The sequence below is a fragment of the Rosistilla oblonga genome, assembly GCF_007751715.1.
Taxonomy (GTDB): Bacteria; Planctomycetota; Planctomycetia; order Pirellulales; family Pirellulaceae; genus Rosistilla; species Rosistilla oblonga.
In genome coordinates this window covers 1,012,821-1,035,625 of sequence record NZ_CP036292.1, presented here as the reverse complement: position 1 = coordinate 1,035,625, position 22,805 = coordinate 1,012,821, and the positions used below count along the sequence as shown (strand labels likewise).

Annotated in this window: 19 protein-coding genes; 5 read left to right on the top strand and 14 right to left on the bottom strand. The window is 59.1% G+C overall.

The window, feature by feature from the left end; all coding sequences use genetic code 11:
- The first annotated feature begins 190 nt into the window (after window positions 1–190).
- Window positions 191–1,417, top strand: a complete 1,227-nt coding sequence (gene trpB, locus CA51_RS03635) for a tryptophan synthase subunit beta (RefSeq protein WP_145117886.1) — start codon at window positions 191–193, stop codon at window positions 1,415–1,417.
- A 150-nt stretch (window positions 1,418–1,567) separates the two neighbouring features.
- On the top strand, window positions 1,568–2,377 hold the full coding sequence (trpA, locus tag CA51_RS03630) for a tryptophan synthase subunit alpha (RefSeq protein WP_145117884.1): 810 nt from the start codon (window positions 1,568–1,570) through the stop codon (window positions 2,375–2,377).
- Between the two features lie 198 nt (window positions 2,378–2,575).
- On the opposite strand, the gene CA51_RS03625 is transcribed toward trpA, so the two are convergent.
- The 4 genes from CA51_RS03625 to CA51_RS03610 form a co-directional block, all read right to left on the bottom strand.
- On the bottom strand, window positions 2,576–3,439 hold the full coding sequence (locus tag CA51_RS03625; RefSeq protein WP_231745982.1) for an ABC transporter permease: 864 nt from the start codon (window positions 3,437–3,439) through the stop codon (window positions 2,576–2,578).
- Window positions 3,440–3,521: 82 nt separating this feature from the next.
- Window positions 3,522–4,499, bottom strand: coding sequence for a c-type cytochrome domain-containing protein (locus CA51_RS03620; protein WP_197451570.1), 978 nt, complete (start codon window positions 4,497–4,499; stop codon window positions 3,522–3,524).
- A 163-nt stretch (window positions 4,500–4,662) separates the two neighbouring features.
- A complete protein-coding gene (locus tag CA51_RS03615) occupies window positions 4,663–5,436 on the bottom strand; it encodes a leucine-rich repeat domain-containing protein (RefSeq protein WP_231745981.1) in 774 nt (257 codons plus the stop codon).
- A 568-nt stretch (window positions 5,437–6,004) separates the two neighbouring features.
- Entirely contained in the window at window positions 6,005–7,444 is a 1,440-nt protein-coding gene (locus tag CA51_RS03610; protein ID WP_145117876.1) for a sigma-54-dependent transcriptional regulator, read from the bottom strand.
- Window positions 7,445–7,837: 393 nt separating this feature from the next.
- On the opposite strand from CA51_RS03610, the gene CA51_RS03605 reads away from it, so the two are divergent.
- Window positions 7,838–8,476 (top strand): response regulator, encoded by a 639-nt coding sequence (locus CA51_RS03605; protein WP_145117874.1) that lies wholly within the window; start codon window positions 7,838–7,840, stop codon window positions 8,474–8,476.
- A gap of 68 nt (window positions 8,477–8,544) precedes the next feature.
- On the opposite strand, the gene CA51_RS26325 is transcribed toward CA51_RS03605, so the two are convergent.
- From CA51_RS26325 to CA51_RS03580, 6 genes are all read right to left on the bottom strand, one after another.
- Complete coding sequence (locus CA51_RS26325) at window positions 8,545–8,679, bottom strand: hypothetical protein (protein WP_261343004.1); 135 nt, start codon at window positions 8,677–8,679, stop codon at window positions 8,545–8,547.
- A 212-nt stretch (window positions 8,680–8,891) separates the two neighbouring features.
- On the bottom strand, window positions 8,892–10,253 hold the full coding sequence (locus CA51_RS03600; RefSeq protein WP_145117872.1) for a DUF1598 domain-containing protein: 1,362 nt from the start codon (window positions 10,251–10,253) through the stop codon (window positions 8,892–8,894).
- Between the two features lie 253 nt (window positions 10,254–10,506).
- The gene (locus CA51_RS03595) at window positions 10,507–11,769 is read right to left on the bottom strand and encodes an NAD(P)/FAD-dependent oxidoreductase (RefSeq protein ID WP_145117870.1); all 1,263 of its coding nucleotides are present in this window, start codon (window positions 11,767–11,769) and stop codon (window positions 10,507–10,509) included.
- 24 nt (window positions 11,770–11,793) lie between these two features.
- A complete protein-coding gene (locus tag CA51_RS03590) occupies window positions 11,794–13,128 on the bottom strand; it encodes an N-succinylarginine dihydrolase (RefSeq protein WP_197451569.1) in 1,335 nt (444 codons plus the stop codon).
- A complete protein-coding gene (astD, locus tag CA51_RS03585; RefSeq protein WP_231745980.1) occupies window positions 13,125–14,624 on the bottom strand; it encodes a succinylglutamate-semialdehyde dehydrogenase in 1,500 nt (499 codons plus the stop codon). Before astD ends, CA51_RS03590 begins: the two co-directional genes overlap by 4 nt.
- A gap of 16 nt (window positions 14,625–14,640) precedes the next feature.
- Window positions 14,641–15,636 carry an aldo/keto reductase gene (locus tag CA51_RS03580; protein ID WP_145117866.1) on the bottom strand — a complete coding sequence of 332 codons (996 nt, stop codon included), beginning with the start codon at window positions 15,634–15,636 and terminating at the stop codon, window positions 14,641–14,643.
- 415 nt (window positions 15,637–16,051) lie between these two features.
- Here CA51_RS03580 and CA51_RS03575 point away from each other — a divergent pair, with 415 nt between their 5' ends.
- Window positions 16,052–17,329 (top strand): PQQ-binding-like beta-propeller repeat protein, encoded by a 1,278-nt coding sequence (locus CA51_RS03575; RefSeq protein WP_231745979.1) that lies wholly within the window; start codon window positions 16,052–16,054, stop codon window positions 17,327–17,329.
- Window positions 17,330–17,429: 100 nt separating this feature from the next.
- Here the strand turns inward: CA51_RS03575 and CA51_RS03570 are convergent, their stop codons facing one another.
- Both CA51_RS03570 and CA51_RS03565 read right to left on the bottom strand, forming a co-directional pair.
- Window positions 17,430–18,005 carry a hypothetical protein gene (locus tag CA51_RS03570; protein ID WP_231745978.1) on the bottom strand — a complete coding sequence of 192 codons (576 nt, stop codon included), beginning with the start codon at window positions 18,003–18,005 and terminating at the stop codon, window positions 17,430–17,432.
- Window positions 18,006–18,670: 665 nt separating this feature from the next.
- Window positions 18,671–19,993, bottom strand: a complete 1,323-nt coding sequence (locus tag CA51_RS03565; protein ID WP_145117864.1) for a BON domain-containing protein — start codon at window positions 19,991–19,993, stop codon at window positions 18,671–18,673.
- A gap of 280 nt (window positions 19,994–20,273) precedes the next feature.
- On the opposite strand from CA51_RS03565, the gene CA51_RS03560 reads away from it, so the two are divergent.
- Window positions 20,274–20,510 (top strand): hypothetical protein, encoded by a 237-nt coding sequence (locus CA51_RS03560; RefSeq protein ID WP_145117862.1) that lies wholly within the window; start codon window positions 20,274–20,276, stop codon window positions 20,508–20,510.
- Here the strand turns inward: CA51_RS03560 and CA51_RS03555 are convergent.
- Entirely contained in the window at window positions 20,492–20,833 is a 342-nt protein-coding gene (locus tag CA51_RS03555; RefSeq protein ID WP_145117861.1) for a hypothetical protein, read from the bottom strand. The two genes, CA51_RS03560 and CA51_RS03555, sit on opposite strands and share 19 nt — an antisense overlap.
- 6 nt (window positions 20,834–20,839) lie before the next feature.
- A complete protein-coding gene (locus tag CA51_RS03550) occupies window positions 20,840–22,792 on the bottom strand; it encodes a PDZ domain-containing protein (protein ID WP_197451567.1) in 1,953 nt (650 codons plus the stop codon).
- Between the last annotated feature and the right edge of the window lie 13 nt (window positions 22,793–22,805).

Genomic DNA, 22,805 nt, shown 5'->3' with positions numbered 1-22,805 from the left:
CGAGCTGTGGCTTTGGCGTTCGCCCAACGGCTCATTTTGTAGCCCGAACCTTAGGCGTGCCCGGAGCACTCATTAGGTTCGTCGGCCACTTTGCCCCGGCCAAACGCCCGCCTCCGGTTGTCGATCATTTGGGCTGACGGGTAGGATAGATGAAAGCTCTCGAAACAATTTTATGCACTGGATAGTCGATATGTCAGGCACCCTGCCCAAGGCACTCAGCCCTCAATCTGTTCCCGATTCGGCGGGCCGTTTTGGTTCGTTTGGCGGTCGTTTTGTTCCCGAAACACTCACCCGAGCGTTGGACGAACTGGTCGCGGAATACGACAAAGCGAAAGCCGATCCGTCGTTCCAAGAGGAGCTCGATGGGCTGTGGAAGACGTTTGTCGGCCGCCCCTCGCCACTCTACTTTGCTCGGCGGCTGACCGAAGCCTGCGGCGGCGCTCAGATCTGGCTCAAACGCGAAGATCTGAACCACACCGGGGCGCATAAAATCAACAACACCCTGGGCCAAGCACTGCTGACGCTGCGGATGGGGAAGACTCGCGTGATCGCCGAGACCGGTGCCGGCCAGCACGGCGTCGCCACCGCGACCGCGTGCGCTCACTTTGGACTGCCTTGCGTGGTCTATATGGGGGCCGAAGACATTCGCCGCCAGAAGCCAAACGTGTTTGCGATGAAGTTGCTTGGGGCGGAGATCCGAGCTGTCGAAAGCGGTTCGCGAACACTCCGCGACGCCGTCAACGAAGCGATGCGCGACTGGATGAGTAGCGTCGAGGACACGCACTACATCATCGGATCGGTGATCGGCCCGCATCCGTTCCCGATGATGGTCCGCGATTTTCAATCGGTGATCGGCCGCGAAGCCCGCGTCCAAAGCCTGGAAGCTTTCGACGGTAAGCTGCCCGATTGCGTCGTCGCGTGCGTCGGCGGTGGCAGCAACGCCGCTGGCATCTTCGCTCCTTTTGTCGCCGACGACGGCGTCCGCTTGGTCGGCGTCGAAGCCGGGGGACGCAGCAGCGAACCGGGCCAACACGCCTCGCCCCTGACCTTTGGGCGTCCCGGCGTTTTGCACGGCAGCTACAGCTATGTGATGCAGGACGACGACGGCCAGACCTGCGATGTCCATTCGATGTCGGCTGGCCTCGATTATCCCGGCGTCGGCCCCGAGCACAGCTATTGGAAGGATACCGGCCGAGCGGAATACATCCAGTGCCGCGACGACGAAGCGATGAAGGCGTTCGACATGTTGGCCAAGAGCGAAGGGATTCTGCCGGCGCTGGAGAGCAGTCACGCGATTGCTAAGGGGATGGAAGTCGCGGGGAAGATGAGCCCCGACCAGAACTTGGTCATCTGTCTGTCGGGTCGCGGCGACAAGGATGCGATGGAGTTGGCGCGGTTGCGCGGCGAAGAGTGGTAGCGGCCGCCGCTGGCTGTGGATTCCGCCGCCGCCCGTTTTGATTTATACTGCCGCCCCATTGCCGGAGGGTTTTGCGCTGCGGAGTCCCCGCGGCGTCGCTCGGCTTCCAAGACCTATCGTGTGCCGTTTTCCATCTGCTGAAAGTTGTTCATGTCGTTGCTCGACGAAACCTTTGCCAAATTACGATCCGAGGGGCGCAAGGCCCTGCTTCCCTTCATCACGGCCGGCGATCCCGATCTCGACTTCACCGGCGACCTGCTGAAAGACTTCGGCAAGGCGGGCGTTGCGGCGTGTGAAGTCGGCGTCCCCTACAGCGATCCGGTCGCCGACGGGCCGGTGATCCAAGCCTCCTATCAACGGGCCCTCGAATCGGGCTTTCGATTGCAACAGCTGTTCGAGATGCGAAAGCGCGTTGCGGCGGAAGTCACGATCCCAACGCTGACGATGGCCAGTTACGCGATCATCTACCGCGTGGGGCTGGAACGCTACATCGAGCAATCGCAAGAGGCTGGATTCTGCGGCGTGATCGTCCCCGATCTGTTGGTCGAAGAGGCGGCGGAGTTTTCCAAACTTTGCGCCGACCGCGACTTCAACCTGATCCAATTGGTCACTCCCACCACGCCACGGGAACGCCAGGTGCGGATCGCTGAATCGTCGTCGGGCTTCTTGTATTTCGTCTCGGTAACCGGGATCACCGGCGAGCGGAACGAACTGCCGCCGCAACTTATCGACAACGTCGGGTGGTTGCGTGAACAGACCGACGTCCCCGTCTGCATCGGGTTTGGAATCAGCCAGCCCGAACACGTCGCCAAGCTGGGCCCGGTAGCGGATGGCTTGATCGTCGGATCGGCGATCGTGCGACGGATCGCTCAAGCCAACGCGGAGAATCGCGGCGAGGTCCGTGGCGAGATCGATCGCTACGTCCGCGAGATGCTGGCCGCAATCAACGCAGTCAAATAGAAGACGCGCGAAACGCTGGAGTCGAGGCTTCAGCCGATCAAGACGCGCGGCCCGCTGGGCACGCGGTTAAACGACTCGCTTCGACGATAGTGGTGGCCAACTTCGTTTAACCGCGGCGGCAACGCCCCGCGAGTTTTCATCGAGACACTGCCAGGGCGAGCGACGCGCGGCCCGCTGGGCACGCGGTTAAACGAAGGCTCAGCTGCTGGCGCTGCGGTAGCTGAGCAAGGCTTTGCGGAACACCCAACGGCTGGCGACCAGGCAGACGACGGTCGCAAACAGCATGAATCCAGCCAGCGGCCATTCCCAAGCCGCCCGCGGATCCAGCGGCTTGGCGATGATCCGCGCCGGGACGTTCACGACGACCAGCACGGGGATCACAAACGTGAACAGCCCCCACAGGCTCCAGCCCCAACCGTTCTGATAGATCTCCATCGGATAGCGGCTGAAGTTGGTGATGTAGAACCAAAAATTGTAGAGCGTTTGGTTGCGGCCCAGCCAGATGCTTGTCGCCGATAACGAGATCATCAAGCTGTACATGATCGCGACGCCGCAGAGGATGAACAGCGGGTACAAGATGACCATCGTGGCGGTGATCTGCAGCGGAGCGACGGGATCGGTGATCAGGTAGCTGAGCGAAATCGCTGCCAGAACCAGACCGACGGCAAAGTTCGACAGGCTGGACCAATCGACTTTATGGAACGAGACCAGAAACTGCGTGTCGATCGGTTTGAGCAGGGCGAAATCGAGCCCGCCGGTGCGGATTAATTCGCTGAACTCTTCGGCGTTGGGCATGAAAAAAGCTTGGACCAGGCTGTTGATAAACCAGGTCGTCGCCAGGAACAGGAAAAACTGGTGCTTGTGCCAACCGGTCCCTTCACCAATCGAATTGGTGTACTGGAAGATGATCAAGTAGAAGCCGACGTTCATCAACGTCCAGGAGACGCTGCTGATGCACTGGAACAAAAAGTTGGCCCGAAACGTCATGTCGCGGACCAAGCTGTTGCGGGCAAACGTCAGCAGGACGCGTCCGTAGTGCGGGCCTTGGTTGGGTTCAGCCATCGTGCTTTTCATGTCACCATCGGGGCCCTTCGGATCTCGCGACGCTTTACCCGTCGCGAGGTAGTCCAGGCACCGTGAAATTTTAAGATTCGCCGTCGGTCGAAACCGTTTCGATTTCGATCACCGGCAGTTCCGAATCCGTACCGGACAGGATCTCGAAAGCTTTGTGATAAAACTCTTCGCCGTAGGTCAGTTCGCCGCCGATGTGGCCGACCAGGCCAACCATCCCGGCACTGATCAACAGACCGATTTGCCAGACCTTACGCAAACGGAGGTTCTCGTTCATTTCAGCTTTGATCGCGATCAAGGCAAACGCGACGGAGGTGATCGTCACACCGACGCCCGTCCAACGGTGCCGCGAGATCGAAGCTTCCAGCCCTTTGGACCAACTGCCGTATCCCTCTTGGTCCGCAAAGGACCAGCCCATCGCCGAAGCGGCGATCGCCGAGAGTGCACCGCACAACAGGCAGGCGAAGGGAATCGGATGGGCGAGTTGCGGCCACTTGTATCCCAATACGACAAAGGCCGCGCCAAAGGTGAGCAGCGCGACGGGGAAGTGGACCGTGGCCGGATGCAGATAGCCTTGGAACGCCCAAACGCGGCTGGCCAGGCTGTCGGGAACCGGGACCGGTTCGACGATGACGACGTCGACGGCGGCTGGATCGCTGAGAACGACCTGTGCGTCTTCGGGCCAATTCGCTCCCTCTTCGATCCACAACCGAAGGATCGCGATCTCCGCAGGAGACATCGGCCCTTCGGATTCCGGCGGCATCAGCATATCGGGATCTTCGGCGACGATGTAGTCGATGTACAGCGAACTCGATTCGTGATCGCCGGCTTCGATGTAGTCGGCCATGATCTCCGGATCGTCGACGCGGAAATCGTTTTTGGCGTCGTCGGGGCCGTGGCAGGAGAGGCACTTGGTTCGCAAGATCGGCGCGACGTCGCGCTGGAAGTCGATGACTTGGCCGTCAGCATTTAAAGGGCCCGCGGCAATCGCGGCTGAGCTGGAGAGGAACGCCAAGCAAAAGACGATCCCAAGAAATTTGTTTGTTTTCATCGCAGTGATTTTAAGGTGGGAGAGTGCTGGGAGGCGATGGGGAAGGAGAGAAAAACAGCGGGACTTTTGTCGAGCCGATTCGATGCATTGTAAACGATTTTGCACCTGGCGACTAACGCGGTTCCCTGCGTCGCCTGGGCTGGCAACGGTTTGAGCTCCGCTATTAATGGTCCGGATCGTGTTTACCGGGATCGAGGTCATGGTGGGTTTGATCGATATGGACATGTAAATCGGAGCGTTTGGCGAACAGCGCCTGCCAGCCCGCGTCGCTCACTCGACCGCCGTCGATATATAGCGATCGCAGATTCTTTAGATCCGCTAGCCGAAGCAGATTTTCATCGTCAACGGGGATATCGATCAGATGAAGAGAGCGGAGCGATTCGAGCCGACTGATCGCCTGGCAGATCTCTGCCGTGGCGCGATCCGAGCCGAGCCGCAGTTGCCGCAGCTTGGGCAGACTCGCCAATTCGCCAATCCCCGCCGCAGTGCATGCCGAATGTGGCAGGTTGAGAATTTCGAGATCCTTCAGCTGGGCGATCTGCCGTAGCCCATCGTCCCCGATCGGTGAAAACCGCAGCCGCAGATGCTTCAGGTTGGGGCAAGTGACGATCGCAGCGATGCCGGTATCGGTCACCGCACCGCCATCGAGCAGCAAGTCGGACAAACTCTCCAGCTGGGCTAGCTGAGTCAGATCGGAATCGACAACGGGAGCGTTGAGAAAGATCCGCTCGCTTTGCGACGCTTCGACATCGGCGATCTGTTGTGCCAACGATTGCTCGTTCGGATCGGCGACAGTATTTGCGCTGGGCGGGTCGGACTCGCCAACCACCGCATCGGGCGTTTGCTGGGAACCACATCCCGCGGCGACGATTAAGAACGCCACGGCGATCGACTGCGACAGCAACCGCCGGGGGAGGGGAAGGGGGAAGCGCAGCAAGGAACGTTTCGATTGGAGCATTAAATTTGGGTACTTTGAGACTGCAGCGAGCTGTTCCCGCCTGAAGCGGCAGCAGATTGGAATCGTCGCGGCGTTACGACCGCCACCACGCACCATTTTAGCCGACAGCGAAGGGGCGGGGAGAGTAAACGAAAAGAGGGCGGTTGAGTGTGAAAATTCACAACCAACCGCCCTCTGCTGTTCTCTGGCACCGAGGTGTCGCGGCTGCGACACCTCGGTGCACAGTAAAGCTCTACCGCGAAGCACCGCGTGGGACCCTCGACCCAGATAGGGTCCCAGTTGGTTCTTGCTCCATCCCTCGAGAGAGATGCAGTTGTCAGTTCCCGCAATCCAACAACTGTGACGGCACAGCTTCAAATGGCTTTTGTCTCGATCGTCGGACGACCTCCACGCGGGTGGTTAGTCCGATAGACAAGGCAATTACCAAGATCGAATCAGGCGTGTCAACGCGGATCGGGAACCAAGTCGAAGAAAACCCCAGACCGGTGCGAGCGAGGTGGTTTGGCCAACGGAATCGCTGATCGGTCTGGATCTGTAAAACACTTGCTCAGCGGGCTTCGGCACCCATAAATTGCAAGCGGGGATCGTCGAGCCCAAGTCTTTTCATTTTTTTGTACAAAGTCGTCCGATTCACGCCCAACGTGTCGGCCGTTGCGGCCCGATTCCAGTTATGCAAACGGAGCGATTCCAGGATGATCCGTCGCTCGGGTTCTTCCAACGCTTCGCGCAACGTCTGCCCGCTGCCGGAATCGCTCGAAAGGGTGCTTGGAGAATCGAAGCTATCGCTTGCCGTCCGCGGGTTCGAAGAACTGGACAACAGATGCGGTGGCAGATCGTTTCGCGTCAGGACCGAATCGCGTGCTAGCAACACCGCCCGCTCGACGACATTTTCCAGCTCGCGAACATTCCCCGGCCAGGCGTACGACTGCAGAATCGCCAGTGCATCGCGGTCGAAACCCTGCACATCGCGGCCCGTCGTCTCACAGACTTCGCGAAGGAAGTGGTCGACCAGCAGCGGCACATCGCCCGATCGCTCTCGCAGAGCGGGCAGTTCGATATTGATCACGTTGACGCGATAAAAGAGATCCTGGCGGAACTGGCCGCTGGAGACAGCTTGGGCAAGGTTTTCGTTAGTCGCCAAGATCACCCGCGTGTCGACGGTTTCGGTCTCGGTCCCGCCGAGCGGTTCGAACTGCAGTTCCTGCAAAACACGCAGCAACTTCACCTGAAAAGCCTGCGACGCGGTCCCGATCTCGTCGAGGAAGATCGTCCCCCCGTCGGCCTGTTTGAACTTGCCGACCTTATTGGTCGTCGCCCCGGTAAACGAACCGATCACGTGTCCGAAGAGTTCGCTTTCGAGCAGATTGTCGGGGAGGGCACCACAGGCGACCTCGACAAAGGGATTGTTTCGGCGATTGCTGCGTTTGTGCACGGCTCGGGCAATCATCGATTTACCGGTTCCGTTTTCCCCGGTGATCAAAACCGAAGCTCGGGCGTCGGCGACGCTATCGATCACGTCGAAGATCTTCAGCATCCGGTAATCGTGGCTCAGGATATGTTCCAAGCCGAAGCGGCTGTCCAGCTGAGCTCGCAGCTTTTCGTTTTCCGCCTGAATGTTCTGCTGAGCAAGCGCTCGTTCCAACGCGTGCGACAGCTCCTCGTCGACGAGCGGTTTGGTCAACAGATCGAACGCGCCGGCTTGCACCGCTTCGATCGCTGTATTGGGGGTCGCGTACCCCGTCAGGACGAGAATCGCGCAATCGGGCTGGCGGCGTTTGGTTTCGGCAATTAATGCAAAACCATCCCCGTCTTCCAGACGTAGATCCAAGAGCATCAGATCGTAGGTCTGTTCCTGAATCGCACGGCGACCGCCGGCCAACGAATGGGCTTGGTCGACGTTGAATTGTTGGAACCGCAGCCAGTCGGCCATCGATTCGGCAAGACGTCGATCGTCGTCGACTAACAGCAACTTGGGATTCAAGGTCATCGGCGAACCTATATTCGAAATTGGTGCAGCGATCATGTGAACAACCGTCCACGATACGATCAGCACTTAGAAAAACTTCCTTTCCAGTATTTAGGTTGCAAATTGGGGTGCGTCAAAAAGTCAACGTCGATGTCGCTTGGAAGCAACAATTCCCCCGGCTTCCTGAAAAACCCTAGCAATTGCCGGACGTTCCTGACGAAAACCAGCTATGTTTAAGCTAGGGTGTGCGTTTTCGCCCGCATTCGCTGAACTTGACTCTCCTCTACTATCTATTGGCCGAAAACCACTCCCACTCGCGTTCCACTGCAATTTGCATTTCAGATCGCTAGTTGAGGGAGTCGCTATTCTGTTATATTTCCGAAAAACTAGACCCTCTTGAAGGCAAAAATACCCATGAAAAGTTTGGACGTCGTAATTATCGATGATCACGAGGTGGTCCGCAGTGGCATTACGAGCTTACTGTCGGGGCCTGAAGTTACGGTCATCGGTAGCGCTGCTTCTGGACAGGAGGGGCTGGAACTGATGAGCAAGCAATTGCCCGACGCGGTGCTGCTGGATATTCGGATGCCCGACAACGACGGGCTGTCGACTCTGCAAACGCTGCGAGCAAGCCACCCCGACCTGCCGATCGTAATGGTCAGCACCTATGACAACCCGACCTACGTCGCGCGTTCGGTCGCTTTGGGTGCTAACGATTACGTTCTCAAAGGCGATTCTCGCTCGGTCTTCTTGGATGCCCTGACCCGCGCAGCAAGCGGCGAGGAACCTTCCTCCGACAGCCTGCTGCGTAAAATCGGCGAATCGATGTCGCGATCGGGCAAGGAAGCACCTCCTATGGATGTGCCACTGACAGCCCGTGAGGTCCAAGTCCTGCGACACGTTGCATTGGGTTTGAGCAACAAAGAGATCGGTTGCTCGCTGAACATCAGCGTCGAAACCGTCAAAGAGCACGTGCAAAACATCTTGCGCAAGCTCAACGCTGCCGACCGAACCGACGCAGCTGTCCGCGCCGTCAAGATGGGCTTGGCGTAAGCCCAGCCCGCAACGGCTGAAATTCTCCGCCCCACGGATCACTTGAATCGATACGACAAGTGGTCCAGTCAGGGCCCCAGCGGTTGCCGCCAGCTTCGATCATCCAAGCTGGCCAACTCCGCCTCTTTGACCGATTCCCAACTGTCGCCCTGCGGCAAGCGATCGGTCCCCACATTCCAGCCCCGCACAATGCGGAGACGCATCGCAGCGGTGCTGCCGATGGGACGCCAAAGCGGATAACAAAAAAAGCTAGCTCCGATTGGAAGCTAGCTTTTTTTCGTTTGATTGATGCTCGCCCCGCCTGAAAATACCAGCACGAAGCGCAAGCGAGTGGTCAAAGCAATCGGAATACGCGAGTGGTCAAAGCAACCGGCACCAGCTATTAGCCAGCGCCAAACGCTTCTTACCAGATGGATCAGTCCCACCACCATTGGCCGGGCTTCAGCGAATCGGTCCGCTGCGATTTGTAGGCTTGAGCCGCCCGTCCTTCGCTGTCGGGTTGGATCCGGCTGCTGTTGAGTGCAACTCGCGGTTGCAGCTTGATACCGCCACCAAGGGGAGTCATCAGCGTGCTGCCACGCCAGATCGCATTGACAGCCGTTTCGACTTGAACCGGTGCGGTGCGGGTTTCGACAGCAAAAGCTTGTTCGGAACCAAAGACTGGCATTTCCCAGCCCGCTTGGCCGTAGAAGTCCTGTTTTTGGATGTAGGCCGCGGCGATCGAAACGTCGATCAGGTTACGCAGTTGTGCGTAAACGACAACGGTCCGCGAGATCTCTTCGAATTTGTTGGTGAAGTCCTGGCAGAAGGCTTGGCTCGCTTTATTGACGCCACGCGTTGCTTCGCGTTCGCCTCCCTTCCCAACGCGTTCACCCGCAGCGATCAACTTGACCCCTTTGCCGAGCAATTGCATCGCGTTTTCGTCTTCGCTGACGCGAACGCAATCGTAATTAGGAACAAAGTACCAGCGTTCCATCGCGTTGGCAGCGACTTGCCGCGGATGGACCCGATCGACGTAGCTGAGCAGACCGACCGGCAGTTTCTCCAGTCCGATACCTACCAATTTCATGCGGTAATCGGCTTCGACCAGCACTTGAGCGAAGTGTGTCGATGTCGAAACGCCCTTGAAGCTGACGTTTTGCATTCCCATCGTCCCCTTCAGTCCGGCCGCCAAGCGAGCCGCGTCGCTGGGGCGAACTCGGCCGCGAACGCTAGCCAGGAACTGTTGCATCCGCTGCAGCCCCTCTTCAGTGGGATCGATCGAGACGCTGATCACTGCGTTTGATTTCTCGTGTGGCGGAAAGGCTCGCAACGCGACGACCAGATCTTCCAACAGGACGACAGGTCGGCCGGTGTCGATGCCGCGGACACGTCCGCTGGCGTCTTCGACGAAGCCTTCGGCAGGTCCCGCCAGAACGATTTCCCCTTCTTCGGGGTAGAAGAAGACGTATTCAACACCGGTCAGACCGGCGAGGGCAAGCATATCTTCGGGGATCTTTTCGCCCGCTTCCACCTTGGCGGCAACAGCTTGTTCGAGCCGCTGCAGCGAGATCTTTCGCAACGGGCTGCGTCGCGCCAAATCGGGGGGCAATTGCTGCCGAGCGGCCGCGATTCGCTGCCGCGTCAGTTCGGGCGAGAACTCGCGAACCCGCAGGACTCCCGCGGCGTCGATCTCGATTCCCGCAACCTGATTGAAATTCTGGTTGTTGTCGTCACCACCACCATCGTCGCCAGAGTAGGCCTCGGTAAGCGGCAGGCCAGCAAAAACTACCGTCATCAACGCACTCAAGAGTCGTGTGCGGAGCGATAAGTGCGAATTTGAAATCATCATCACGGGAAAGCCACCTTCATCGCTGTGAAAGCGTAGAGAAGAGTAAACGAACGGTCACGAACATCCTCAGATTAGTCTGAATCTCACCAGGCGACAACACTTTTGAATGCTCGCTGCCAATTAGTTGAAACGATTCATCCGATTGTGCCCATCGTCGGGCGTGCCAGCGGCAGATCGCTTCGCGCGGCAGGCGATGGAGCTAGCCAGCATCCCCGAGTCCGCCCAACGCCGCTTCGGCCGCGCGGATCCCGCTACTGAGTGCCCCCTGTATCGACGCCGTCTCGCGGTGGTCGCCACAGACAATCGGCATTCCCGCCCGTTGGACCGGTTTGATCACGGTTTGCATGCGATCGATCGATTGTTCGGGCAGGGCAAAGGGGATGTGAAACGTCCGCAGCAACGACCACGTGTCGACCTGTTCGCCAAACCAACTGCGGAGTTGTTTTACCACCGGTTCGTGCAGCTCCATCGCCGGCACGTCAGATTTCAAAACGCTGACGCTGATCAGCGTTTTGCCGGCCGGAGAATATTCGGGAGCGACCGTGCTGAGTTCGCAAAGGTTGTTGATCGGCCCCGACGTCTCCCCCGACAGAATCATTTGCTTCGTCTGCAGCGGAGCTTCGTCGGCGGTGAAATAGAGGCAGCTGACCTGTTGCCAGGGGATGCTTTCGTCGATATTCAACAGCCGCGCGGCGGCGGGGCCTTCGGTCGCGATCACGATCTGAGCCGCCGATCGCTGCGAACCATCGGTCATGCGAATCGTCGTCCCTTCGATTTCCGAGACCGTCGATTCCAGCTGAAGCCTGTCGGTCGGGATCCGTTCGGCCAGCTGTTGCGGGATCGCTTGCATTCCCTGAGCTGGGACGGCGGCATCTCCTTGAGCGAACATCCGAAGCACAAACTCCATCATCCGGCTGCTCGTCTGCAGCTCGGGATCGAGAAAGATGCCTCCCAACAGCGGCTGCAGGAATTGCTCGATAAAGCGATCGCTGAAGTTCAGACCCGGCAAGCGGTAGCGAGTCGGCTGGGCGACGTGCTCCCAGAGTTCTTCCAATTCGCCACGGCAGACGTCTCGAATCAGACGAGCCATGCGAAGCTTGTCGGATAGCGATCCGACGGGGCTCAGCGCGCTGGCGAGTATCGATGCGGGGCGGCGGCGGGGATCAAGCAGTGCTGAAAATTGATCGCCGCAGCGAACCAACGCTCCCGGTTCTAACGGCCGCAACTGCAACCGGTCGTAATCCAGCAGCTGCTGGGCTGCGGGGTAGGCTGTCAGGAAAACTTGAAAGCCATGATCCAGCCGGTAACCGTCGACGATGTCGGTGCGAACGCGTCCGCCGACGCGGTCGGTCGCTTCCAGAATTTCAAAGTCGACGCCGCGCTTGGCCAATTGAACGCCGCAGGCCAAGCCGGCCAGACCGCCTCCGATAATGATGACCTCTTTTTTTCTGTTGTCACGCACGCGGAAGCACTCGGTTGGCTGGCATTAAAAGGAAACGTCGGGTCGGATCGATTGCAGGTCTAAGATCGAACTCAGTTCCCGCATCGCTTGTTGCGTCTGTTCGATCCGATCGAAATCTCCCAGATCGTCCAGCGTTAGCTTAGTCGGATAGTGCGAAATGACCCAGGCCCGCAGATTGTCGTCCAACTGCGGCGACCAGATCAGACTCGCGGGGATCTTTTCCAATTGACCGTCGTCGATCGGCACGCGCAACCGTAAACATGCCGGCCCGCCGCCGTTGTTCATACTCTCCCGCAGATCGACAAATTCCACGGCGGTGATCGGATTGGGATCGGCAAGGATTTTGTCGATCGCGGCGCGAGCCCGCGGATGTCCCTGGCACGCCAACGGGCAGATCAACCGCAGCGATCCATCGCGGTCGTCGCCAGCGCGAACGATCTGGCTGTTGAACAGATAGGTATCGATCGCATCGGCAAGCGAAAAATCGTTGGCAGCGATTTCGATCCGGTACAGCGGCCCGCCAGTCGATTTTTGAAAGTCAGCGGCCAGTTGGTCCAACGCCGACTCCGCATCCTCGAACGCCAGTTGGTGATACAGCAGCACGTTTTCGCAGCTGGTGGCGACGACGTCGTTGTGAAATGCGCCAGCCTCGATCGCTGCGGGATGTTGCTGCAGAAACAGAGTCCGCTGTGGCGGCAGGTGATGCCGCCGGGCGATCGCTTGGCAAGCGGCTTCCGCTTGGCGTGGCGGAAACCGCGTCCCTTGAGCTTCACCGTAGACAAAGAGATCCCAGGAATCGTCGCCGCTCGGATCGCTTAACCGCATGTGGTTCGCAGCCCCTTCATCTCGCAGCGGCGTCGCTGGCGGAAGCGGATCGTGGACGCAAAAGCTGTCGTCGGCAAAGATCTCGCGCAACACAGCCGTCGTCCAGTGCGGCTCGATCGAGCGGTGCAAGCTACTGACCAGATTGGCGGGCGAAAAATGAGTCCGCCGATCGCCGCCGCGGTTGCTGCGCGTGACCGTCGCGGCGTTCGCCGCCCACATGCTCGACGCGCTATAAGCCGCCGACAACAGGCTCGGCGCCGCCTGGCTCGCCCGACCGATAATCTCCGCCGGCGTCCCCTCGAACCCACACACGCGCAGCAGTCCCATGTCGGGGCGCGGTTGCGGCGGCAGCACGGCTTGTCGGCAGCCGAGTCGTGCGAGAGTCGCCATTTTGTCGAGCCCCTGCAGCGCGGCAGCTCGCGGATTGGCAACCTCCCCGGCGTGCCGATGCGATGCCAAGTTGCCGATCCCCAATCCGCCAAAGTGATGCGTGGGGCCTACGATACCATCGAAATTGATCTCGGAAATTGTCACGGTTGGGTATCTTCTAATCCAGGTAGAAGCGAAGCGGGTGGCGTCAGCCGATCGCTCTCCAGCGAAGCGACCGGATCGCTGCAGAAATCAGCGGCAAAATAACCGGCCGGGCGATGATTGCCACTCTCGCCGATACCGCCAAAGGCCAAACGGCCGCTGGCGCCGGTCGTCTGCCGATTCCAATTGATCACTCCGGCGCGAACCTCGTGGCGAAAACGAGCGAAGTCGTCGGCCGAACCGCCGACCAATCCAGCCGCCAGTCCGAACCGAGTCGCGTTAGCCGCCGCGATCGCTGCGTCGAAATCGTCGACCCATTGCAACTGCAACAGCGGGCCAAAACACTCCTCGTCGTCGACGCCTGCTGCGGTCACATCGATCAGTCCAGGCGACACCAACGCACGGCAGACCGAATCGCGCGACGCAGCCACCAGCGGCAGACCTCCCTGCTGACACAAGGCCGCTTGAATCGCCAACACCTTCTCAGCGGCGGCGGGAGAGATCAACGGACCGCAGAACGGGGGCGGGTCGGCGTCGGGCAGACCGCAGCGGATGCGAGGGATCGCCGCCGCCAAACGCTTAACAAACTCGCGGTTCTCCGGAGATTCGACAACGATCAATCGGCGGGCGCAGGTGCAGCGTTGGCCGGCGGAAAGGAAAGCCGACTGGATCACCAGATCGATCGCCGCAGCCATCGGTTGCGCGTCGGCGACGACCAACGGATTGTTGCCTCCCATTTCCAGAGCCAATTGGACTTCGGGACGCCCCGCCAATTGGCGATGGATCGCCGCCCCCGCGGTTCGGCTGCCCGTGAACAGGACGCCGCCGGTTTTCGGATGATCGATCGCCGCGGCGGCAACCTTGGCGTCCCCCTGCAAAAGGTTGATCACTCCCGCTGGCAACCCCGCCGCTTGCCAAGCCTGCACCAACATCTGACCAACCGCCGGCGCTAGTTCGCTCGGTTTGAAGACGACCGTATTGCCAGCCAACAGCGCGGGGATGATCTGGCCGCCGGGAAGGTGCAGGGGGAAGTTGAACGGCCCGAGAACTAACACTACGCCGATCGGACGATAGCGACCGACGGCTCGGAAACCATCGAGGTCTTGCTGAGTCACAGGAGTGCGGTCGTCGATTGCGGCGATCGAAACTTCGACTTTCGCGATCGATGTCGCGACTTCGGTCGCTGCTTCCCAGACAGGTTTACCCACCTGTTGTGAGATGCAGCGGGCAAATTCGTCGCGGCGACTGGCAAGTTGTTCGCCAAAGCGGCGGACGACGGCGATCCGATCCGCCAAAGAGCAAGCGGCCCAATCGGCCGCGGCGCCGGCGGCCGATTGAACGGCAGTTCGAGCTTGGTCGCCACTCGCTTGACGTCCCGACCAGACAATCGATTCGTCGGCTGGGCTGGTTCGATTCAGCGGCGGCCCCTCGCCAGCGATCCAGTTTCCCTCGATGAACAGATCGGACAGCGGTTCTTCGCGGCGGGTGGATTCTGGCAACGGTCTGGCCTTCGGTTTAGTGAATCCGCGATCCGGCGGCCGATTGCCAAAGGTCGGCATTCGTTCCCATCGCCTGTTTCAGCGGATCGGTCACTTGGTTGACTTGTTTCAGCAATTCTTTGTCCAACGGTCGCGCGATCGCTTCGGCGTTGGCTGCGATTTGTTCTGGCGAACTGGCACCGACCAAGATCGACGTGATCTGCGGATTCGACGCCAACCAACGCAGCGCCAGTTCGACCATTGTATTGTGCGAGACGTCGGCGAACTGCTGCAAGCACTCGATGGTATCAAACGTCAGCGTCTCGTGTCCGTCTTCGTCGTGGCGGACGTGTTCGCGCTGCGACGAGAAGTGTCGGCTGCGAGCCCGCGTCGCTGGCACCTCGTCGGCCGTTTTCCATTCGCCTCGCAACATCCCGTGCATCAGCGGACTGTAGGCGAGAACACCCATCTTCTGCGTTTTGCAGCGGGGTAGGATCTCGTTTTCGATCGCGCGAAACAACAGGTTGTAGGGCAATTGATCGGTCGACGGTTTCTCCAACGAAGCCACCACGTCGAGTTGTTTTGGGCCGAGGTTGCAGACGCCGACAGCACGCGCTTTGCCAAGCTGCTTCAGTTGGATCAACGCGCCCCAGACTTCGGCTAGCTCCTCATCGGTGCCGGCCCAGTGAATTTGGTAGAGGTCGACGTAGTCGGTTTTCAGCCGAGTCAGCGATGCATCGAGCCCCGCGGCGACCTCGTCGGCAGTGGTTTGCGCCGGCGTGCACTTGGTCGCGATTTGGACTTCGTTGCGCTTCCCCGCCAGCAATTCACCCAACAGCGTTTCGTTGGCGCCGTCGGCATACATTGTGGCGGTGTCGAACAGCGTGATCCCGGCATCCAACGCGGCAGCGACTGTCGCTTGTGCCGCTGCGGCATCGCGTTGGCCCCAATGGAAATCGCTGGTCAAACCCCAGCAGCCCAAAGCCAGTTGCGAAACGGTGACGTCGGATCCGGGAAGGGTGGATTGTTTCATCGCGTTGCCAAATGTTGCCTGTTCTGGTCCACGTGGAAGGGACGACCGATCGACCTTCGTTATCGAGGGTTGCCGCTGGCGCAGGGTGCTGCCGCACGCGGTGGGTTATCAAGTGAACGTCTCACCGAAGGCCTGATGTTATACTTCAATCGCGACGCCGCAACATCCTTGCAATGCTGGCGCTCCCACCGATTTGGCTGCATCCGTTGCCGAGCCGCCGGTTGACGCAGCGTTCCGCAGACAGTTTCATACCGATTGCCAAGGAGCGTCGCAGGCTGCTGAACGCGGTTTCCGCAGTCGTTCCCTATCCGACAACCGGGTGTTCCCCGGATCGCAACGCAGCATTGGACTCGCCATTTGCTCTCCCGCCTTCCAAGGATTCTTTGCAATGAAGACCAACGATCGATTGCCGATAATGGTTAAGATTTTGTGTTTATTCCTCCCCGCCACGTCGCTCTTCGGACAGTCGACCGATTGGCCGCAGTGGCGCGGTCCGCATCGCGACGGCAAAGCAGCCGAACAGGCGCTGTTGCAGCAGTGGCCCGAGGGTGGCCCCAAGCTGAAGTGGACCTTCCGCGATTGCGGCGTCGGATATTCGGGGTTCTCGATCGTGGGTGACCAATTATTCACGATGGGGCTGGAAGAGGGCCAGTGTTATGTGATCGCTTTGAAGCCGAGCGACGGAAGCGAACTCTGGCGCACGCCGATCGGACCGGCTGCAAAAGAAGACGCCTATCTAATGGGCTGGGGTGGCGGGCCGCGGAGCACTCCCACCGTCGATGGCGATCATTTATATGCGCTCAGCGATGCCGGCGTGTTGGCCTGCTTGAAAACCGCCGACGGTGAACTGGTTTGGAAAGTCAGCCTGGTCGACGACTTCGGCGGCTCGATTCCCAAATGGGGTTACAGCGAATCGGCGTTGATCGACGGCGACCGCGTGATCGTCACTCCCGGCGGTAAGAACTTTATGATCGGTTTGGATAAACGAACCGGAAAACAGATTTGGGGCAGCGAAGGGATCGAAGCGAAGGCGCAGTATGCGTCGGTAATCAAACACACAGTCGATGGGATCACGTTTTACGTCACCGCCAGCAACCCGGGACTGATCGCCGTCGATGCAACCAGCGGCAAGCAGGTGTTTGCCGACACGGGCACTGCCAACGGCGTCGCGGTGATCCCAACGCCGATCGCAACGGGCGACTTCGTCTACCACACGTCGGCCTACGATGCCGGCAACACGTTGGTCAAATTGGCCAAGGGAGATTCGGGAACCCTGGCTGTTGAACCTGTCTATTCGCTTTCGAAGGAATCCAAAAGCATGGAGAACCACCACGGCGGCGTCGTGTTGGTCGATGGCGTGATCTATGGATTCACCAAGACAAATCGTGGCAACTGGATGGCTCAAGACTTCCAAACCGGCGACACGCTGTGGATGGAATCGGTCGGCAAGACGCGCAGCGGTTCGATCGCGTATGCCGATGGCCGACTGTATTGCTACGGCGACCAAGACGGTTCGGTCGTGTTGGCTGAACCAAGTCGCAATGGTCTTGTCGTGAAAGGGAAGCTTGTGCTGCCCGAACAAACGGACATCGACCGCGGCAAGGGAGCGATCTGGGCTCACCCGGTGATCGCTGGCAACACCTTGTTCCTACGCGACCAAGACCTGGTCTTCGCGTTTGATCTGAAACGATAAAGCAAGCGGTTTTCTGAACCGTCGCTTTCAACGAAAAAAGCCTGGCTGCGATCGCTCGCGGCCAGGCTTTTTTTTTTGTTACGTCGGAAGTCGAATCGGCTTACAGTTCGGGAACCGTTGCTGGGTCGACGTCGCCCACCATGTGCAAGTGGTTGTGATCGACGTAGATGACTTCGACGGAGTCTTGATCTTCAAGCGTGTGCGGTACTGGGTATCCGACGATCGTTCGTTCGGAGAAGTAGACGGTGCACTTGTAGTGAGCGTGGTGCAATTGAACCGGGCCCACCAGAGGCATCACGCGAGGCGGATCGACATAGTCGGCGATCTTCTCTTTGATGATCCGGACGTTGTTGCGTTGACGCTCAAACAACAACGGAATCCCGCCTTGGATCGGCCGCGCCTTTTCGAGAGCCATCATGATCTCGTCGTCGCTGGGAGGATCCAAAGCGATGGGAGGACCACCGGAGGTGATCGGCCCCAGGATTGGCACGCGAGCATAGCGCTCGTGCTCCCAAAACTTTTCTTCTTGCCGATGTTGGTAATAAGGGCTGACAGGGATCGGGAATCCGAAAATTCCCAACGTTGCCCCTGAGTTAACACCAAAGCAACCCGCTGAACTGACAGCCGCCAATGCGGCAAGCAGGGTGAGGAGGGTCTGTGATCCTTTGCGATTCATCCAATCAGTCCTTCGCGGTTGACTATCCATCGTCGCCAGCAGCCGATGCAGTGCTCTTCCTGATGCACGCAAGCTGCTTATGGAAATCCTGTTTCCAATATTATCTATCGTGTAAACTTGTAACGATCTTGCGGGTTTTTCAGGTAATCCGTCAAATTCCTTGCCGCTAGCAATTCGAAACGCCGCGGGCGGCTCCCATTCGACTCTCTTCGGCCCGCTACCCAGAGGGCGGGAAACGCAGCGTAACGCTTGTTAGAGCTGCGTTGATCGCCTATCCGGGGGCTTCTCTGAACGAGCATCCAGCCAGATCCTGACCGCAGCAGTGGGAGGGCAGAACCCGCCCGGCAGGCCGAGAGGACTGAGCGACTGGACGCGTCGACTGGCCGCCCAAAAGCAAAAGAACCGTTTCGAAGCGGTCGTCTTTTTGTCAGCGGGCGTTTTTTGTCAGCGGGCGTCTTTTGTCAGCGGGCGTCTTTTGTCAGCGGGCGATCTCGCGCCGGAGAGTGATCGAAAGCGAGCCAGAGGGATCGCAGTTCGATGTGCCGCCGCGGATAGAGCTTGCGTTTGCTCGCAAAGAAGGTCCGCTAGAAACCGAAAAAGGCCCTCGACATGATATCGAGGGCCTTTCATCGCAAGCGGTTCAGAAGGGGTTCTCTGAATGACGGTTAGCGAGACTTCGAAGAGTAGTCCAGCTGCCACCATCCGTCGTCCCATTCCAGTGTCACCTTACGCCAGTTCAATGGCACTTGGGGATAAGGATAGAACGGGCCGATGTAAGGCCAAGCCGATGGGCTGTACTGCTTGGGGTACGACAACGCGGCGTAGTTTGGGTAAGCCGAGTAGCCGGGCCATGCGTAGTTAGGCAAGTTGGGCTGATCGGTTCGTGGCGAACCATAAGCCATTCCAGCGGATGCAGGTTGCATCGGCATCGGTTGACCACCCATCATCGACGCGCGGTTAACTGCCATTCCGTGAGATGCGTTGGCATACGGTTGTGGCATGGTGCTAGGACGATAAGGAACCGGCATCATGCGTGCTGGCGAACGAGCCATTCCAGCGTGTGGTGCTGCTTGAGCAACCGCGGGGCGTGGAACGGGACGAACCGACGCAGGAGCAAGTCCTGGCGATGGCATTGGAACCGGTGCCGCAGCGAAGACGGGAACCGAATCGGATGCTTGGCGAACCTTAGCTCCGTTGCCTTGCATCATCACCTTGATGTCATCCAAAACGTTGTTGACACCTGGCACGTTGCGAACGATTTCCAACATCGTTTGACGTTGTTCCGCGGTCACGGTGCGGCCTTGCAACCAAACTTCGCCACCGTTGGTGGTGATGTCCATTGCAAATCCACGCAGACGACCATCTTGCTTTGCTTGCGTCAAAGCCTTGGTGATCCGTGCGTTGAGTTCGCGGTCGCGGTCGCCAGCTTCGATCGGTTCGACCGACGAAGCCAATTGAGTCACAGGACCGGCGACAGGTTGAACCATCGCTTCGGGAGCGATCACCTGACCGGTCGGCTTTACGAGCCCCAGAGCCTTGATATCGGCAGCGGGTTTGACAACGCCAGTCGCGTTGGCGTCGACGATCATTACCGGTTGCGGCATCTTGATCGAAGAAACACCCTTGCTGCTTGGTACAGCTTTAACAGCAGGCTTCGTCTTTACCAAAGTAGGTGCCGACGATGGTGCAGCTTTGCTTGCATTTGCAGCAGGCAGTTGCATCCCGTCGACGATGTCTTTGATGCCATCGACGCTCTTGGTTGCGTCGAGCACCAACTTGCGTTGAGTCGCCGAAGCGACGCTGCCATTGAAGGCAACCACGCCATCGTTGACCTTCAGGTCGACCTTAAAATCTTTCAACGCGCCCGAGTCGCGATGCGTCTTCAGCTTTGCAATAATCTGTTCGGCGATCTCGCGATCTCCCGACCACGCACTCAGCGGCATCGACATCGTTGCCATCATTGCCATACCGACAAATAGTCGTCGCATGGTATCCCCCCTCCCTAAGTTCAATTTGTGGATCCCGTTGGATCTCTTGCTGCGATTCTCTACCGGTGAAAGCGGTCTGAGACCAGTGTCGCTGCCACCTAACAAAAACCTTCTGGATCGATCTGCCTGATCGGCAAATGCGTTTTGACGGTAACGGGTTTCAGCCGAGCAGCGATGCCTAGCGCAAACCTGTTTCCTGTCTAGTTTTCGGCCAAACGAATATGCAGCCGATACGGTTTTTTCCGATTTTGTTGGTCTTCACGATTCTGCGTAGCTTACGGTGGCGCGTTGCGCAGCCAGCAGCGAGTCGAACGCGTGTGCCAACGGACAACTCGGCGGCTGGCCAAAGTCGTTTTCGCAGAGCCGCGGCGAACCGAAAGCGAACGTTCCGCCCCCTGGTGAAACCGCGTCCCCAGAAGGCCGCCGGCGAGAGGTGAAGTGGATCGGAAGAGGTGAAAAACGCTTCGCGATCCAGACCGATGGCGGCGCAAACGCCAGCTATGAAGAGCGGAAGTAGCGTATGAACGCTCCAAACGCTAGCAGCGAACCGAACAGCGGGATCAAGACGATCAGCAATTTGGGATTGAAGAACGCCGCACCGATCAAGATCACTCCGATCGCTGTCGCCCCAGGAGCCAGCCACGCCGTGGGGCGACGGACGACAGGGTAGGCGACCCAACATGCGAACAGCACAAATCCAACCCGCAGCAAGGCGGCGTTGGAGACCGATTGGCCCAGTCGATCGCTCATCAATTCGCCGATCCCGCCCCACGCCAGCAGAACGACCGCGACGATCAAGATCAGCACGCGTTGGATGTCGATTTTGTTTTCACTGCTCATCGGCGATCAGATCCGTTCCAACGATCGGATCCAACGTCCGACCGCATCGCGAACTTTAGGGTCATCCGCCAACGGTTCCTTCTCCGTCGATGGCTGCTGCAATACGGGGAAACCAACGTTGGCGATCACGCGTCCCCAGACAGGCATCTCGGTTCCGCCGACGACAAGAAATTGGACCGGCGAGGCGGGATCGTTTTCGCTCAACGCAAACCCGCCGGGGCGGCTGCCCGAAGCGGCGATGCCACCTCGGACCAGTTCGCGGTCACGCAGCGCGACCAACATGCTCATCTCCGCTCCCGCTCCGAAACCGCCGACGACGATCTGTTGCGGCGCGACGTTGATCGCCTGTTGCGTCTGTTGAATCAACCGCACGATCACGTCCGATTCGGCGGGCTTCCAGCGATCGCCTTCGGCCGGCCCGATCGCCAGGATCGCCAATTGATGCTTCGCCGCGACGCTGCGCCATGCTTCGACCAACGGTTCCAATTTCTCGGTACCCGGGCGAGCCAACAAGACCAACAGGCCCAGCTGCGGTCCTTTGTCTCCCTTCGGCTTCAGTAGACAACTCTTGTTCGAGACGTCGGGCAGCGAACGGGGGACGATCTCCCAAGCCTCTTCGCCGATCGGATCCTTCAGTTCGGGCAGTTCGGCAACGACGGTTGCGGGAGTCGATTGCAGGTCGCAACGAACGTCCAACGGTTTGCCGTCGCGCAGGACTGTCAAATCCAAGTCCTCGCCGGGAGGATGTGTCATCACCAACAACCGGGCTCGATCGACGTCGTCGATCTTGTTGCCATCGATCGCTTGGATCGTGTCGCCGATCTGCAGCTTCGCCTTGGCGGCGGCTGAGTCGTCAAAAATGTAAGTGATTTCCAGCGATTCGCCCTGCGGATCGGCCAGCACGCCGAGGACGCGAGGCCGGAAAGCGGGGATATCAGCGGCCAATTCGACCTCGAATTCCAGTTCCTTCTCGTCGCGGAGGACCTTGATTTTCAAGACCTCTCCCGCATCGCGTGGCCCCAGCAGTTGTTTGATATCAGCGTTCCAGCGGACCGCTTCTCCATCGATCGCTAACAGTTCGTCGTCGGCTTGAATGCCGGCTCGTTTCGCTGGCGAGAGGGCCAGGACCGCCGACAGCGTGCGGTCATCGGAAAATGGCATCTTGCTGGCCGGTACGATCCCCAGCTTGCCCGCGCGAATGTCTTTCCCCGCCTTCATTTGGTCGATCCGGCTGGCGATTGCTTCGGCTGAAACGACAAAGGCGATCCCCGAATCGTACCAGTCCGACTTCTCTCCCGCCGAACCGGCTTCGGGTTTCATCGGGACCGAGATTCCGATCATTTCGCCTTCGATATCGACGACTGGACCGCCGTAAAACGACGGTGAAATTCGAGCATCGATCTGAACGGCTCGGCCGTACATCCGCCCGGTGGCACTGACGATGCCGATCGAAACCGAAGGAGTTTCCGGCGCGATCCCGCGGCCGACTGCGATCGCCCACTGGCCAACTCGCACCTTTTCCTTGCGTTGCAACGCGACATGGTTCCCCGAACCGCTAGGCTTTGTTTTCAGCAGCACCAGTTCGCGGCTGAAGTCCCGCGCGACAAGTTCGGCTGGCTGCCGCGAACCATCCGCTTCGACGATCAAGATGCTCGCCGGCGTCTCTTCCAAGCCCCACAGGCTGGTCAGAATATGCCCTTGGTCATCGATCCGCGTTCCCGAGATCGGCGCTCCCAGGGTCAGTTCTCCCTGCGATGCCGAAGCTCCGATCGTTTCGATCTGCACGACGGCACCAGCCGTCTGTTGGATCGCTTGTTGGATCGCTGCGTATTCGGCGTCTTGAGCGTTTGCGATGCTCGGCGACAGCGACGCGGCAACCGCGACGGCCAGCCCAAGGCCCGCAACAAACGGCGTGATAAACCGGCGGCCTGGCCGCGGCGACTGGTTGTTTTGTCTCATGTGTTTCATCCTA

What these genes read in the sequence shown, in the direction of transcription:
- trpB (WP_145117886.1), top strand. Translation starts at nt 191, where the DNA reads ATGTCAGGCACCCTGCCCAAGGCACTCAGCCCTCAATCTGTTCCCGAT.
- trpA (WP_145117884.1), top strand. Translation starts at nt 1,568, where the DNA reads ATGTCGTTGCTCGACGAAACCTTTGCCAAATTACGATCCGAGGGGCGC.
- CA51_RS03625 (WP_231745982.1), bottom strand. Translation starts at nt 3,439, where the DNA reads ATGGCTGAACCCAACCAAGGCCCGCACTACGGACGCGTCCTGCTGACG.
- CA51_RS03620 (WP_197451570.1), bottom strand. Translation starts at nt 4,499, where the DNA reads ATGAAAACAAACAAATTTCTTGGGATCGTCTTTTGCTTGGCGTTCCTC.
- CA51_RS03610 (WP_145117876.1), bottom strand. Translation starts at nt 7,444, where the DNA reads ATGACCTTGAATCCCAAGTTGCTGTTAGTCGACGACGATCGACGTCTT.
- CA51_RS03605 (WP_145117874.1), top strand. Translation starts at nt 7,838, where the DNA reads ATGAAAAGTTTGGACGTCGTAATTATCGATGATCACGAGGTGGTCCGC.
- CA51_RS26325 (WP_261343004.1), bottom strand. Translation starts at nt 8,679, where the DNA reads ATGCGTCTCCGCATTGTGCGGGGCTGGAATGTGGGGACCGATCGCTTG.
- CA51_RS03600 (WP_145117872.1), bottom strand. Translation starts at nt 10,253, where the DNA reads ATGACGGTAGTTTTTGCTGGCCTGCCGCTTACCGAGGCCTACTCTGGC.
- CA51_RS03580 (WP_145117866.1), bottom strand. Translation starts at nt 15,636, where the DNA reads ATGAAACAATCCACCCTTCCCGGATCCGACGTCACCGTTTCGCAACTG.
- CA51_RS03575 (WP_231745979.1), top strand. Translation starts at nt 16,052, where the DNA reads ATGGTTAAGATTTTGTGTTTATTCCTCCCCGCCACGTCGCTCTTCGGA.
- CA51_RS03570 (WP_231745978.1), bottom strand. Translation starts at nt 18,005, where the DNA reads ATGAATCGCAAAGGATCACAGACCCTCCTCACCCTGCTTGCCGCATTG.
- CA51_RS03565 (WP_145117864.1), bottom strand. Translation starts at nt 19,993, where the DNA reads ATGCGACGACTATTTGTCGGTATGGCAATGATGGCAACGATGTCGATG.
- CA51_RS03555 (WP_145117861.1), bottom strand. Translation starts at nt 20,833, where the DNA reads ATGAGCAGTGAAAACAAAATCGACATCCAACGCGTGCTGATCTTGATC.
- CA51_RS03550 (WP_197451567.1), bottom strand. Translation starts at nt 22,792, where the DNA reads ATGAGACAAAACAACCAGTCGCCGCGGCCAGGCCGCCGGTTTATCACG.